This is a genomic window from Bacillus luti, assembly GCF_009739945.1.
In the GTDB taxonomy this organism is placed as follows: Bacteria; Bacillota; Bacilli; order Bacillales; family Bacillaceae_G; genus Bacillus_A; species Bacillus_A luti.
The window spans coordinates 2,865,155-2,881,486 of sequence record NZ_CP040336.1 but is presented as its reverse complement, the minus strand read 5'-3'; the positions used below and the strand labels follow the sequence as shown (position 1 = coordinate 2,881,486).

The 16,332-nt window shown below is 36.1% G+C and carries 9 protein-coding genes; all 9 read left to right on the top strand.

What is annotated here, in order from left to right:
- The first annotated feature begins 374 nt into the window (after window positions 1–374).
- The 9 genes from EUC40_RS14680 (at window position 375) to EUC40_RS14640 (ending at window position 16,286) form a co-directional block, all read left to right on the top strand.
- Entirely contained in the window at window positions 375–692 is a 318-nt protein-coding gene (locus tag EUC40_RS14680) for a hypothetical protein (RefSeq protein ID WP_071709576.1), read from the top strand.
- 348 nt (window positions 693–1,040) lie between these two features.
- Window positions 1,041–2,243, top strand: a complete 1,203-nt coding sequence (locus EUC40_RS14675; protein WP_071709578.1) for an L-lactate MFS transporter — start codon at window positions 1,041–1,043, stop codon at window positions 2,241–2,243.
- A 633-nt stretch (window positions 2,244–2,876) separates the two neighbouring features.
- Window positions 2,877–3,662 (top strand): 2,3-dihydro-2,3-dihydroxybenzoate dehydrogenase, encoded by a 786-nt coding sequence (locus EUC40_RS14670; protein ID WP_156575810.1) that lies wholly within the window; start codon window positions 2,877–2,879, stop codon window positions 3,660–3,662.
- Between the two features lie 26 nt (window positions 3,663–3,688).
- Complete coding sequence (dhbC, locus tag EUC40_RS14665) at window positions 3,689–4,888, top strand: isochorismate synthase DhbC (RefSeq protein WP_156575809.1); 1,200 nt, start codon at window positions 3,689–3,691, stop codon at window positions 4,886–4,888.
- Window positions 4,889–4,900: 12 nt separating this feature from the next.
- Entirely contained in the window at window positions 4,901–6,517 is a 1,617-nt protein-coding gene (locus EUC40_RS14660) for a (2,3-dihydroxybenzoyl)adenylate synthase (protein ID WP_156575808.1), read from the top strand.
- Between the two features lie 30 nt (window positions 6,518–6,547).
- Complete coding sequence (locus EUC40_RS14655) at window positions 6,548–7,432, top strand: isochorismatase family protein (RefSeq protein ID WP_156575807.1); 885 nt, start codon at window positions 6,548–6,550, stop codon at window positions 7,430–7,432.
- A gap of 33 nt (window positions 7,433–7,465) precedes the next feature.
- A complete protein-coding gene (locus EUC40_RS14650) occupies window positions 7,466–14,623 on the top strand; it encodes an amino acid adenylation domain-containing protein (protein ID WP_156575806.1) in 7,158 nt (2,385 codons plus the stop codon).
- Window positions 14,620–14,844 carry an MbtH family protein gene (locus tag EUC40_RS14645; RefSeq protein ID WP_071709590.1) on the top strand — a complete coding sequence of 75 codons (225 nt, stop codon included), beginning with the start codon at window positions 14,620–14,622 and terminating at the stop codon, window positions 14,842–14,844. The genes EUC40_RS14650 and EUC40_RS14645 overlap by 4 nt, the downstream gene beginning before the upstream one ends.
- Window positions 14,844–16,286 (top strand): MDR family MFS transporter, encoded by a 1,443-nt coding sequence (locus EUC40_RS14640; RefSeq protein WP_071709592.1) that lies wholly within the window; start codon window positions 14,844–14,846, stop codon window positions 16,284–16,286. Before EUC40_RS14645 ends, EUC40_RS14640 begins: the two co-directional genes overlap by 1 nt.
- The last annotated feature ends 46 nt before the right edge of the window (window positions 16,287–16,332 follow it).

Here is a 16,332-nt window from a genome sequence, read left to right as displayed (position 1 = left end):
TAGCGAAAAAATGTTTCTATGTAAATACTGCAGCTAAATAAATTATTCAAAAGACAGATACTATGTAGCCAAAAACGTAAAGTAGATAAGTAAAGTTTTTTGTAGGAGCGCAAGAAAAAATATACGTTTAGGAATAAAATCTCATTTCGGTCAAATTCCAATTAAAAACATAGAAAAACTTTAATATAAAAAGGTAATCAATTACAAATGAAGAAGTAATATATACGAAAGGAGAGATTTATATGAATAAAGAGAAAAAACAAGTTCGTCAACTTAGTTTTCTGGTGAATTTTTTGAACGACAAGGGGAGTCTGGTGAGAATTTAATAGTATTATAGTATCCCCTTGTGAAAAAATGGTTGGGGGAATATATAAATGATAACAGAAATGAATATTAAAGTAGTTTGTGAAGAATCGTTTTCAAAAAGAGAAATAAAAATTTTAGAGACGTTGCTTTCAACTTTAGCAGGGCATTCTAACGCTTTCGTTACAAAAGAGGGAATGTTTTTAAATCCTTTAAGTAAAGAGAAGAGTGTGATTTATTGTCACAATTTTGTATTTGTAAAATCACTTACAGAAGAAATGTGTACAGAATTAAAAGAAGTTTTAACAAGACGTATTAAAAATGCTTTCATTATGATGGAATTTGTAGAGCCAATTGTTACATTTGAAGAAACAATTATAAACGTATAAAGAAAGTCAGGCTTATGAATTGACCTAATAAAACCGTCTCTTTAATAAATTATTAAAGAGACGGTTTTATTGTTTCACTATTTAAAAAGGGGTTCAAAAACACATGTAAATCGAACTTATACAAAACAATATAAATAACTATTACGTATTTAAAAAGCATTTTGTTGTATTTCGTCATTCGTTTTCTGTAACTGATTCCATGTTTTTGACGCTCTAGCTTGTAAGTGCTTACATAAAGGGAAACATTTTATACAATGAAGGTGTTAAATCAAATGAGGTGGTCAAAATGAACATTAAAAAAGCAAATTTGGCGTATGGCATTGAAATAGAAAGAGGAGGCGGGATCATATGAAAAAATCAAATGTAAATCCATGGCTTGTTGTCCTTGGCACAGTCATTGTACAAATGGGGCTTGGAACGATATATACATGGAGCTTATTCAATCAGCCTTTAGTAAGTAAATACGGTTGGAGTCTTAACGCAGTTGCTATTACTTTCTCAATTACTAGTCTTTCTTTAGCGTTTTCAACTTTGTTTGCGAGTAAATTGCAAGAAAAATGGGGCCTTCGTAAACTTATTATGATAGCTGGACTAGCATTAGGAATGGGGTTAGTGCTTAGCTCACAAGCGTCCTCACTAATATTACTTTATGTATTAGCAGGAGTTGTTGTAGGTTACGCAGATGGTACAGCTTATATTACTTCACTATCTAATTTAATTAAGTGGTTCCCAGAGCGTAAAGGTTTAATCTCTGGTATATCTGTAGCTGCATATGGTACAGGTAGCTTAATTTTCAAATACATAAATGCAAAGTTAATTGATACAGTTGGTGTATCGCAAGCGTTTATATACTGGGGCTTAATTGTTACAGGTATGATAGTACTTGGTGCTTGCTTAATTCATCAGGCTGCAGATAAAGGTGCAGTGAGTGAAACAAACAGTAAGGACTATACAACAAAAGAAATGCTAGGTACAAAACAAGTATACTTATTATTTATTATGTTATTTACATCATGTATGAGTGGTTTATATTTAATTGGTATGGTAAAAGACATCGGTGTTCAACTTGTAGGGCTTAACGCAGCGACAGCAGCTAATGCAGTGGCTATGGTTGCAATTTTCAATACATTAGGTCGTATTATTCTTGGACCGTTATCAGATAAAATCGGCCGTTTAAAAATTGTTACTGGTACTTTTGTTGCTATGGCGTCTTCAGTCTTGGTTCTAAGTTTCGTAGATTTAAATTATGGTATCTACTTCGTATGTGTTGCAAGTGTAGCGTTTTGCTTTGGGGGAAATATCACGATTTTCCCAGCTATTGTTGGTGATTTCTTCGGTATGAAAAATCATAGTAAGAACTACGGAATTGTGTATCAAGGATTTGGATTTGGAGCACTTGCAGGTTCCTTTATCGGTGCACTTCTAGGTGGATTCAAACCAACTTTCATGGTGATCGGCGTATTATGTGTCGTGTCATTTATTATCGCAATTTTAATTCAAGCACCTAATCAGAAAAAAGAACAAGAGGAAGAGTATCGCAGCGTAGCGTAAGGATTTAAATCTTCTATAACACTATGATTATGAAAAAGCATCCTGTTAAATAGGGTGCTTTTTTTATGAATTACTTTAACGAGACTATTTAACCTTTGGCATTTTCTTGAGAGAAAAGAGAGTAAAGTATTCGTTTGGATTATATTGGAATATAATAAACTGGTACATCATATTTGAAACATTAATTAAATCCTAAATGCTAAAGAAGATATTCAATTGTATTTACAAGATATATTTTCAGAAAAATATTGAGAAAATATATACTCGTGTTTTTGGTAAAGCATTGTAAATAAAGATATCTACAGTTTATCATCGACAATATTACAAAGAGGGTTTTGAATTCTGTTTATAAAGTAAGTACTTTTAATGTGTTTAGATATGATTTTATTAAGAAGCATTAAAAAGTTTTATCTGAAAAATAAAAAAAGATTGACAAGTATATTGAGAAACATTATCATTTCGGTGTAACAGTTATAAATGAAAAACATTATCAGTTAGTTCGGTTTTGATGAAAAGTACACTTGACCAATTAGTTTAGTAAGTGTATTATTTTTTACAACATCAATGATAATGAAAATCATTATCATTGATGTTGTTTCACTAGATTAATTTTCAAATGAAAGGATAGAGAAAATGAACTTAGGGGAATTTGATGGGAAACTCGTTTTAGTAACAGGTGCTGCCCAAGGCATAGGCAGTGTTGTTACCAAAATGTTTTTAGAAAGAGGATCTACAGTTATTGCGGTGGATCAAAATGAAGAGGGGTTAAACGTACTCCTAAATCAAAATGAATTAAATGAACCACGTATTAAAACGTTTCAATTAGATGTGAGTAATAGCACAGCTGTTGAAGAGATAGTAAACCGTATTGAAAATGACATCGCACCGATAGATATTTTAGTAAATGTCGCAGGGATTTTACGTATGGGAGCGATTCATTCTTTAAGTGATGAAGATTGGAATAAAACATTCTCTGTAAATTCTACAGGAGTTTTCTTTATGTCCCGAGCAGTAAGTAAACATATGATGCAAAGAAAGTCAGGGACAATTGTTACAGTTGGTTCAAATGCAGCAAGTACTCCAAGAATGGAAATGGCAGCGTATGCTGCATCAAAAGCTGCAACGACGATGTTTATGAAGTGTTTAGGATTAGAACTTGCAGCATACAATATTCGCTGTAATTTAGTATCACCAGGTTCTACTGAAACTGAAATGCAAAAATTACTATGGGCTGATGAGAATGGAGCAAAAAATATAATTGCTGGCTCTCAAAGTACATATAGACTCGGTATACCGTTACAAAAAATTGCACAGCCTTCGGAAGTTGCTGAAGCAGTATTGTTTTTAGCTTCAGATAAAGCGAGTCATATTACTATGCACAATTTATGTGTTGATGGCGGAGCAACATTAGGAGTTTAAAAAAAAATTTAGGGGGATACTATACTATGAATGAATTTACGGCTGTAAAGGAACTGTCAGAAAAATTATTAGAAGATTATAAGACTGAATCTTCATTCTTTTTCACTTCACCAAATCGAACGATATTGACAGAAGGAGAGTTTACTACAGTAAAGCATCGTGAAATTGAAAGTTTCCCAGAGCTTGTGCAAGCCGTATTATGTAATGCGAAACAAGCTGGAAATCCACATCCTATTGTTGTTGGTGCTTTGCCATTTGATCGCAGAAAAGAAGTTCAACTTATCGTACCAGAACATAGTAGAATTGCTAAGAAATTACAGTTAGAGGCAACAAATGAGATGAAACAAAATGAAAAACTGACATTTAAACTGACGCCTGTACCAGATCCTGAGGTGTATATGAATGGTGTGAAGCAAGGAATTAAAAAAATACAGGACGGCGATTTAAATAAAATCGTTATATCTAGATCGTTAGATGTTAAATCTTCCGAAAAGATTGATAAGCAAAAACTTCTTCGAGAATTAGCAGAGCGTAATAAGCACGGTTATACATTTGCTGTGAATTTACCGAAAGATGAAAATGAGAATAGTAAGACGTTAATTGGAGCAAGCCCTGAATTACTCGTTTCACGTAATGGTATGCAAGTTATTTCTAATCCGTTAGCTGGTTCAAGACCTCGTAGTGATGATCCAGTGGAAGATAAAAGAAGAGCAGAAGAATTACTTGCTTCTCCAAAAGATTTACATGAACATGCGGTAGTAGTGGAAGCGGTTGCTGCTGCGCTTCGTCCATACTGTCATACATTACATGTTCCAGAAAAACCATCCGTTATTCATAGTGAAACGATGTGGCATTTGTCTACTGAAGTGAAAGGTGAACTAAAAGATCTAAATACTACTTCTTTAGAATTAGCAATTGCTCTTCATCCTACGCCAGCAGTTTGCGGAACGCCGATGGAAGAAGCGAGGGAGGTTATTCAAGAAATTGAGCCATTTGACCGTGAATTCTTTACAGGAATGCTAGGGTGGAGCGATTTAAATGGAGATGGTGAATGGATTGTTACAATTCGTTGTGCTGAAGTACAAGAAAATACACTTCGTTTATATGCAGGCGCTGGAGTTGTTGCTGAGTCAAAACCAGAAGATGAGTTAGCTGAAACATCAGCTAAGTTCCAAACGATGCTGAAGGCTTTAGGACTAGGAGATAGTTCACTTAATGAAAAATAGGGGGAAGAAAGAATGTTAGCAGGATATACGGAATGGCCAAAAGAATTTGCCGATCGTTACCGAGAGGAAGGGTGTTGGATTGGTGAAACATTTGGCGGAGTGTTAAGAGGGCGTGCTGAAAAATATGGAGATCAAATTGCAGTTGTAAGCGGTAATACGCATATAACGTATAGTGAGCTTGATAAAAAAGTAGATCGCTTAGCTTCAGGTTTACTGAATTTAGGAATAAAGAAAGAAGATCGAGTTGTAATCCAATTACCTAACATTATCGAGTTTTTCGAAATATGCTTTGCGCTATTTCGAATTGGAGCACTTCCTGTTTTTGCACTACCTTCACATCGAAGCAGTGAAATTAGTTATTTTTGTGAGTTTGGTGAGGCGAGTGCGTACGTTATTTCAGATAAGGCTCTTGGCTTTGACTATCGAAAACTAGCAAGAGAAGTGAAAGAGAAAGTGCCAACTTTACAACATGTAATTGTAGTGGGGGAAGAAGAAGAGTTTGTAAACATAAGTGATCTGTATGTAGATTCCGTACCATTACCAGAAGTTCATTCGAGTGATGTTGCATTTCTCCAATTATCAGGAGGGACAACAGGACTTTCTAAATTAATTCCTAGAACGCATGACGACTATATTTATAGCTTACGTGTTAGCGCTGAAATTTGTCATTTGAATACAGATAGCGTCTATATGGCCGTTCTTCCAGTAGCGCATAATTACCCGATGAGTTCTCCTGGGACATTTGGGACTTTCTATGCGGGTGGAAAAGTAGTTTTAGCAACTGGCGGTAGTCCAGATGAGGCATTTGCACTTATAGAAAAAGAAAAAGTTACGATTACTGCTCTCGTTCCGCCATTAGCAATGATATGGCTTGATGCTGCATCTACTCGTAATAACGATTTTTCGAGCCTAGAAGTTATTCAAGTAGGTGGTGCTAAGTTTAGTGCTGAAGTTGCAAAACGTATACGCCCTACATTTGGTTGTACGTTACAACAAGTGTTCGGTATGGCAGAAGGGTTAGTAAATTACACAAGATTAAATGATTCTGAAGAAGTTATTATTCACACGCAAGGTAGACCGATGTCTACATTTGATGAAGTAAGGGTTGTTGATGAAAATGATAACAATGTAAAACCAGGAGAAGTAGGTCGTTTATTAACGCGAGGGCCATATACAATTCGTGGCTATTATAAAGCAGAAGAGCATAATGCACGATCATTTACAAAGGATGGATTTTATCGTACAGGTGATCTTGTGAAAGTAAATGAACGAGGTTACATCATTGTAGAAGGAAGAGATAAAGATCAAATTAACCGTGGTGGTGAGAAGGTTGCTGCGGAAGAAGTTGAAAATCATCTATTAGCACATGATGCAGTCCATGATGCAGCAATTGTATCTATGCCTGACGATTATTTAGGAGAACGTACTTGTGCATTTGTTATAGCCCGCGGACAAGCTCCAACGGTAAGTGAATTAAAAATATTTTTAAGAGAACGCGGTATAGCAGCGTATAAGATTCCAGACCGAATTGAATTTATTGAATCATTCCCGCAAACAGGTGTTGGAAAAGTCAGCAAAAAAGAATTACGTAAAGTCATTGCTGAAAAACTTATGACAGTAAAACGATAAAAAATATAAAAATTGGAAGGAAGTGATTAGATGGCTATCCCATCTATTTCAGTATACAAAATGCCAGTTGAATCAGAACTACCAAAAAATAAAGTGAACTGGACGCCAAATCCGAAACGTGCGGTTCTTCTAATTCATGACATGCAAGAATATTTTCTCGATGCATATAGCGATAAAGAGTCACCAAAAGTAGAACTCATTTCAAATATTAAGGTGATAAGAGAAAAATGTAAGGAACTTGGTATACCAGTTGTTTATACAGCACAACCAGGTGGACAAACGTTAGAACAACGAGGGTTATTACAAGACTTTTGGGGTGACGGTATTCCTGCGGGACCAGATAAAAAGAAAATTGTTGATGAACTTACTCCTGATGGGGATGATATATTTCTAACAAAATGGAGATATAGTGCATTTAAAAAGACAAATCTATTAGAAATTTTAAATGAACAAGGAAGAGACCAACTCATTATTTGCGGTATTTATGCGCATATTGGCTGCCTATTAACAGCTTGTGAAGCATTTATGGATGGTATAGAGCCGTTCTTTATAGCTGATGCAGTTGCAGACTTTTCACTAGAGCATCATAAACACGCGTTAGAGTATGCATCTAATAGATGTGCAGTAACGACATCAACAAACATTTTGTTAACGGAGTTACAAAGTTTAAAAGATAATGAACTTACTTTATTGGAAGTACATGAACTAGTTGCACAATTACTTCGTGAATCAGTGGAGAGCATTGATATTGATGAGGACTTATTAACTAGAGGACTTGATTCGGTCAGAATTATGAGTTTAGTAGAGAAGTGGCGTCGCGAAGGGAAAGAAATCACTTTTGCAGATTTAGCAGAACGTCCAACCGTTGCGGGTTGGTACAGTTTACTATCTTCACAAACAGCACAGGTGCTGTAATAAATAGACTACATAATAAAGGGGTAGTAAAGAATGCCTAACAGTCAAAAGATTCGTCATTCGTTATCGTCTGCGCAGTCTGGTATGTGGTTTGCGCAGCAATTAGATCCACTTAATCCGATTTATAATACTGGAGAATATGTAGAAATAAACGGAAATATTCATCAAGAAATTTTTGAATTAGCTGTACGTAAAGTTGTAATGGAAGCAGAAGCGCTTCATGTTTGTTTCGAAGATGATGAAATTGGCCTATGGCAAGTTATTAAGGAATCACAGTTTCATATGCATTTTATTGACGTTCGTAAAGAAGAAAATCCTGAAGAAGCTGCTAAAGTATGGATGAAAAAAGATTTGTCTATGCCAGTTGATTTAAAAAAAGATAAATTATTTACGGAAGCACTTATTCAAGTTGAAAATAATCGTTTCTTTTGGTATCAGCGCATCCATCACATTGTGATGGATGGCTATGGATTTTCACTTCTTAGCCAAAAGGTAGCGAATGAGTACACATCACTTATAGAAGAAACAAACAAAAATGAAAAGCCATTTGGTTCTCTTGCAAAAATTGTACAAGAAGATATTGAGTATCGTCAGTCTAATCAATTTCAAGAAGATCGTACTTTTTGGTTAGAAAAGTTTGTGGATGAACCAGAAGTTGTAAGTTTGGCAGAACGAGCACCGAGAACATCAAATGGATTTTCACGAGAAACAGCTTATTTATCTAGTTCTAGCACGAAAACTTTACTAGAAGATATCAATGTTTCATTAACAAGTTGGCCGGAATTTCTTATCGCTGTAACAAGTATTTATATGCATAAATTAACAGGTGCAAATGATATTGTTTTAGGTTTACCGATGATGGGACGTCTAGGTTCGGCATCTATTTATACACCCGGTATGGTAATGAATTTAGTTCCACTCCGTCTTACTGTAACTCCAAATATAACTCTTGCAGAATTATTACTACAAGTGTCTAAAGAAATTCGAGACGTACGTCGTCATCATAAATACCGTCATGAGGAATTAAGAAGAGACTTAAAGTTATTAGGTGAAAATCAAAGGTTATTTGGTCCGTTAGTGAATGTTATGCCTTTTGATTACGGACTTAATTTTGCTGGAAATCGTGGTGTTACACATAATTTATCGGCAGGACCTGTCGATGATTTATCGATAAATGTGTATAAACGTTTTGATCAAAATGAGTTAATGATTCATTTTGATGCGAACCCAGAAGTGTATAATGGAGCGGAACTAGCATTGCATAAAGACAGGTTTATGAATCTATTAGATGTAGTGATAAAAAATTATCAGAAAGACGAGTCGATTGGAAAAATAAATATTACTCTTCCTGAAGAAAATCATAAAGTTTTATTGGAATGGAATGAGACTAAGGAAGCTGATAAGTTAAGCCCTCTACCTATATTATTTGAAAGACAAGTACAAAAAAATCCAAATAAAATAGCGATTACTTGTAACGGTGTGGATCTTACGTATAAAGAGCTAAATGAACGAGCGAATGAATTAGCACACTATTTAGTAGAAGAAGGAATACGCCCAAATCAGTTTGTCGCTTTAGTATTTCCAAGGTCAACAGAAATGGTAATTAGTATGCTAGCAGTTTTAAAGGTTGGTGCAGCGTATTTACCTATAGATCCAGAATATCCAGCTGAGCGAATAAATTATATAGTAAATGATGCAAAACCAGTATGTATCATCACACATTCATCTATTTCATCTACTTTAGTTATAGAAAATGATATGAAAAAAATCGAATTAGATAGTGAAGAAATGAAAATAGCGTTAAACACATATTCTTATATGAATATACCATTAAAAAATGATGAATCACTTTTAAACCCAGCTTATACAATTTACACCTCAGGCTCAACCGGAAATCCTAAAGGTGTAATTGTTCCTATGAAAGCTTTAAGTAACTTTTTATTGGCCATGGATGATATGTTCTCATTACATGAAAACGATCATTTATTAGCAGTTACAACATTTGCGTTTGATATTTCTGCTTTAGAAATTTATTTACCTCTTATTAGTGGTGCGAGTTTAACAATTGTACAAAAAGAGGTAATCCAAGAACCGTCGGCGTTAACGACACTTTTACAAGAAGAAAGAGTAACAATTATACAAGCGACACCGACGTTATGGCAGGCGTTAGTAACGGAATATCCAGAAAGGTTACAAGGACTAAACGTGCTCGTTGGTGGTGAAGCTCTACCAGCACATTTAGCAAATCAATTAAAAGAATTAGGTTGCTCTATTACAAACTTATACGGACCAACTGAAACGACAATTTGGTCTACTGTCATGAACATTACTGAGAGTGAAAGTAGTATACCTCCTATCGGAAAGCCAATTTGGAATACAGAAGTGTATGTGCTGGATACAGGATTACAACCCGTTCCACCTGGAGTTATTGGTGAATTATATATTGCAGGGGAAGGACTTGCGAACGGATATTTAGGAAAACCGGAGTTAACGGCTGAACGGTTTGTTGCAAATCCTTATGGAAAACCAGGGAAGCGTATGTACCGCACAGGTGATCTGGTAAAATGGCGTCACGATGGTGTGCTCGAGTACATGAGCCGAGCAGATCATCAAATTAAAATTCGTGGTTTCCGAATTGAATTAGCTGAAATTGAAATGGTATTACAACGACATGAAAATGTTAAGCAAGCAGTGGTTATAGTACGAGAAGACCGCCCGAATGATAAACGAATCATTGCGTATATCGTTGTGGAAGAGAAGGAAACGATTAACCTTACAGAAATTCGTTCTTATGTTTCAGAAAGTTTAGCGAATTATATGGTGCCATCAGCATTTGTATCGCTAGAAGAATTACCATTAACACCAAATGGAAAGGTTGATAGAAAGAAATTACCTGCTCCAGATTTTAATGGAACAAATAATGAGAGAGTTGCTAGAAATCCGAAAGAAGAAATATTATGTGATTTATTTGCAGAAGTACTTGGTGTTTCACACATTAGCATAGATGATAATTTCTTTGAAATAGGTGGTCATTCGCTTCTTGCATCTCGTTTGATGGCAAGGATTCGTGAAACATTAAGTGTCGAATTAGGAATTGGAAAACTATTTGAATCGCCAACTGTTGCTGAACTAGCGAAGCAATTGGAACTGGCAAGAAGCGCAAGACCAGCAATTAAGAAAGTAAGTAGACCAAATGAAGTTCCACTTTCATTTGCACAGCGCAGGTTATGGTTCTTAAATTGCTTAGAAGGTCCGAGCCCTACTTATAATATTCCGTTAGTCATTCGTATTTCTGGAAAGCTGAACGAGGAAGCATTGCAAGGTGCATTTTATGATGTAGTTGAGAAACATGAAACACTTAGAACAATTTTTCCTAACGTACTAGGTAGTTCCTATCAGAAAATTTTAGATATGGAAAATTTAAATCTAGAAATGATTAAAACAAAAACATGTAAAGATGAATTAGAAAGTGTGCTTGCGGAGGCGGTAAGATATAGCTTTAACCTCGATGTTGAACCAGCAGTTCGTTTGCAACTTTTTACAGTGAGTGAAAACGAACATGTAATACTAATTTTATTACACCATATTGTAGGGGATGGCTGGTCATTACAACCGTTAACGAGAGATTTTACAGCGGCGTATAAAGCACGATGTCATGGTGACAAAGTCCAGCTGGAGACACTTCCAGTTCAATACGCAGATTATGCCCTTTGGCAACAACAATTACTCGGTGATGAAACTACACAAGAGAGTCTTATTTCAAAGCAATTAGATTTTTGGAAGAAAGAATTAGAAGGTTTACCAGATCAATTGGAGTTAACTACAGATTACCAGCGTCCAATTGAAACGAGTTACTGCGGAGAAACAATTCATTTTCAAATAGATGCAGGTATGCATAGTAGGTTAGTAGGGCTTGCACGAAAAAGCGGAGTTAGTTTATTTATGGTGTTGCAAGCAGGACTTAGTGCGCTATTTACAAGATTAGGTGCAGGTACTGATATACCAATCGGTAGTCCCATTGCTGGAAGAAACGATGATGCACTCTCTGACATAGTCGGTTTATTTGTAAATACATTAGTGTTACGTACAAATACTTCAGGAGATCCAAGTTTTAAAGAATTATTGAATAGAGTGAAGCAGTCAAATCTTGCAGCTTATGAAAATCAAGATGTTCCATTCGAACGACTCGTTGAAGTGTTAAACCCAGTGCGAACTCGAAATAGTCATCCGCTGTTTCAAGTTATGTTAGCTTTTCAAAATACGCCAGAAGCAACTTTTGATGCTCCAAATATAGAAGCTAGCCTTGAAATTCAAAGCGTTGGCTCTGCGAAATTTGATCTTACATTTGAAATTAGCGAGAGTAACGGAGTTGATGGTACTCCAAATGGTTTACATGGGTTAATAGAGTTTAGTACTGATTTATATAAACGTGAAACGGTTCAAAAATTAGTTGAACGATTCATCCTGTTATTAGATGATGCAACGGAAAATCCTGATCAATCAATTGGTAGATTAGAAATATTAACTTTAGCAGAGAGAAATACAGTGTTAGAAAAGTGGAATGGTGGTTTTCAAATTATACCAGAAATGACATTATCGCAATTATTTGAAAAACAGGCTCATATAAATCCAAATTCTATTGCTGTCATCTTTGAAGATGAACAGTTAACTTATGAAGAGTTGAATAAAAAAGCAAATAAAATAGCTCGATTGCTAATAGCGAAAGGAATCGGTCCTGATCAACTCGTTGCTTTGGCAATGCCAAGATCTTTAAATATGGTTGTAAGTTTACTTGCGGTTCTTAAAGCAGGAGCAGGTTATCTTCCATTAGATCCAGATTACCCGTCTGATCGTATTTCATTTATGCTCCATGATGCGAAACCGTCATGCGTTTTAACAAATTCAGATGTGAAAATTGAATGTGATGAGGAACTGAAAATTTTAGTTGATGATGTAAAAATAATCGAAGAAATTGAGAAATATAGTGACGATAATATAGATGGAATGGAGCGTATAAAGCCGTTAACTCCTTCACATGTTGCTTACGTTATTTATACGTCAGGCTCAACAGGTAGACCGAAAGGCGTTATGATACCACATCAAAACGTAGTAAGACTGTTAGGTGCAACTGATCATTGGTTCCAATTTGACGCAAACGATGTATGGACGATGTTCCATTCATATGCTTTTGATTTCTCGGTTTGGGAAATTTGGGGACCTTTATTATACGGGGGGCGTTTAGTCGTAGTACCACATACTGTAAGTCGTTCGCCGAAAGAATTTTTACAACTTCTCGTTAAAGAAAAGGTTACGGTTTTAAATCAAACTCCATCAGCGTTCTATCAATTGATGCAAGCTGATCGTGAAAATGAAGAGATTGGCCAAAAATTATCGTTACGATATGTTGTTTTTGGTGGAGAGGCACTTGAGCTAAGTCGATTAGAAGATTGGTATAGTCGACATCCTCATAACGCACCGAAGCTCATTAATATGTACGGTATTACTGAGACGACAGTACATGTTAGTTATATTGAGTTAGACGAAACAATCGTTTCTTTACGGGCAAATAGTTTAATTGGGTGCAGTATACCTGACCTGAAAGTATACGTATTAGATAACTATTTACAACCAGTGCCACCTGGAGTAGTTGGAGAAATGTATGTTGCAGGTGCAGGGCTTGCTCGTGGATATTTAGGAAGAGCAGGCTTAACTGCTGAACGCTTTATCGCAGATCCATTTGGCAAGCCAGGTACAAGAATGTATCGTACAGGAGACTTAGCTCGCTGGCGTAAAGATGGGACGCTAGATTATATAGGACGTGCAGATCACCAAATAAAAATTCGTGGATTCCGAATTGAGTTAGGGGAAATAGAAGCGGTACTAATGAAACACCCTAAAGTTGAACAAGTAGCCGTTATTGTACGGGAAGATCAACCAGGGGATAAACGGTTAGTTTCTTATATCGTCGCATCAAATAATGAAATGATTGATACGAATGAAATGCGTAAGTATGCTGGTGGTAGTTTACCAGATTACATGGTTCCATACGCTTTTGTAGTAGTAAATGATTTGCCTTTAACTCCAAACGGTAAATTAGATAGAAAGGCATTGCCAGCTCCAGAATTTATCGCATCATCATCTAGTCGCGGACCGAGAACACCACAAGAAGAAATGTTGTGTGATTTGTTTACAGAAGTTTTAAGTGTGCCGCAAATTGGAATTGATGACGGGTTCTTTGATTTAGGTGGCCATTCACTTCTTGCAGTGCAGCTTATGAGCCGCATTAAAGAAGCGCTTGGGGTGGAACTAAATATCGGGACTTTATTTGCAGCACCTACCGTTGCGGGATTAGCTGAAAGGCTTGAAATGGGGAATGGTCAAAGTGCACTTGATGTGTTGCTTCCATTACGAACAAGCGGAGACCAATTACCACTATTTTGTGTACATCCAGCAGGTGGATTAAGTTGGTGCTATGCAGGACTTATGAAATCTTTAGGAACAGATTATCCAATCTACGGTGTCCAAGCACGTGGTATCGCTAAAAATGAAGAACTTCCAAAAAGTTTAGAGGAGATGGCGGCGGATTATTTAAAATACGTGCGTACAGTACAGCCTTACGGACCATATCGTTTGCTCGGTTGGTCACTTGGAGGAAATGTTGTTCATGCAATGGCAGCGCAACTACAAAATGAAGGGGAAGAAGTAGAATTACTCGTTATGCTAGACTCTTATCCTGGTCACTTCCTACCGAATACAGAAGCACCTACTGAAGAAGAAGCACTAATTGCATTACTTGCTTTAGGTGGATATGATCCAGATAACATGGATGGTAAACCACTTACTATGGAAAGTGCGGTTGAAATACTTCGTAAAGATGGAAGTGCATTAGCAAGTCTTGAAGAAGAGACTATTTTGAACTTGAAGGAAACATATGTAAATTCAGTAGGATTGTTAGGGAGATATGTACCGAAAGTTTATAACGGAGATATTTTATTCTTTAGATCCACCGTTATACCAGACTGGTTTGATCCTATTCCTCCAAATACGTGGTTAAATTATTTAGATGGGGAAATTGTGCAACATGATATTGATTGTAGACATAAAGATTTATGTCAGCCAGTTCCGCTTACAGAAATTGGACAAGTATTGGCGAAATATTTGAAGGAAAAGAAAGGAGTAAGTAAAATATGACGAATCCGTTTGAAAATGATAATTACACATACAAAGTATTAAAAAATGAGGAGGGCCAGTATTCTCTCTGGCCTGCCTTTCTTGATGTACCTATTGGATGGAATGTCGTACATGAAGAAGCTAGCAGACAAGTTTGCTTACAATATGTTGAAACTAACTGGAAAGATTTGAATCCAAAAAGAAATCAAGTTGGTGGAAAAATATTAGTAGGAAAACGATAATGAAGGCAAAAATAAACCCAAAAGTAGTTGTAAGTATCGTTTATATTACAGCGATGTTTATGGCTGCAATGGATGCAACGATTGTAAATGTAGCACTACAAACGATAAGTAAGGAACTACAAGTGCCACCATCTGCGATGGGGACAGTTAATGTTGGGTATTTAGTTAGCTTAGCTGTTTTCCTTCCAATTTCCGGTTGGTTAGGAGATCGCTTTGGTACGAAAAGAGTATTTCTAGCTGCTCTTTTCGTATTTACAACTGCGTCTGCATTATGTGGAATAGCAAACGATATTACTTCATTGAATATATATCGCATCATTCAAGGTGCTGGTGGGGGGCTTTTAACACCAGTTGGGATGGCGATGTTATTCCGAACATTTTCACCAGAGGAAAGGCCGAAAATTTCTCGGTTTATTGTGTTGCCAATTGCTGTCGCACCGGCAGTAGGACCAATTATTGGTGGATTTTTTGTAGATCAAATGTCTTGGCGCTGGGCATTTTATATTAATTTACCATTTGGAATTATGGCGTTACTATTCGGTCTTCTATTTTTAAAAGAGCATATTGAAAAATCAGCTGGTCGCTTTGATTCTCTCGGTTTTATTCTTTCAGCACCAGGATTTGCGATGCTAATCTATGCGCTTAGCCAAGGACCATCAAAAGGTTGGGTTTCTCCAGGGATTATAAGTACTGGAATAGTTGGGATTGTATTCATTACATTGTTTATTATTGTAGAACTTAGAGTAGAGCAACCGATGTTAGATTTACGCTTATTAAAAGAACCAGTCTTTAGAAAAATGAGTCTTATTTCATTGTTCTCATCAGCTGGTTTACTAGGAATGTTATTTGTTTTTCCGCTTATGTATCAAAATGTAATAGGGGTTTCCGCACTGGAATCAGGCCTTACGACATTCCCAGAGGCGATTGGATTAATGATATCGTCACAGATTGTGCCATGGTCATATAAGAAATTAGGAGCTCGTAAGGTAATTTCTATAGGGTTAATTTGTACGGCGATTATCTTTGTTTTATTAAGTTTTGTAAATCATGATACGAATCCATGGCAAATACGGACATTATTGTTTGGCATAGGTATTTTCTTAGGTCAGTCTGTTGGAGCAGTTCAATTTTCTGCATTTAACAATATAACGCCACCTTCTATGGGGAGAGCGACTACTATTTTTAACGTACAAAATCGATTAGGATCTGCAATAGGAGTTGCTGTTTTAGCTAGTATACTAGCTGGTTTTGGGAATAATAGTGTACAAAATAATGCTCCAGCCGATTTCTTACCATATCAAGCAGCATTAATTGGATCTGCACTATTTTTACTAGTAGCATTACTATTTTCTTTACGTATTTCTGATAAAGAGGTAATGTCAAAGAAGAAAGAAAAAATATTATCTGTATCACAAACAGAGAAAGAACTTGTCAATGAATAGCAATATACGTAAGCTTTTTAATAAAATTTGATATTAGTAGTAAAAA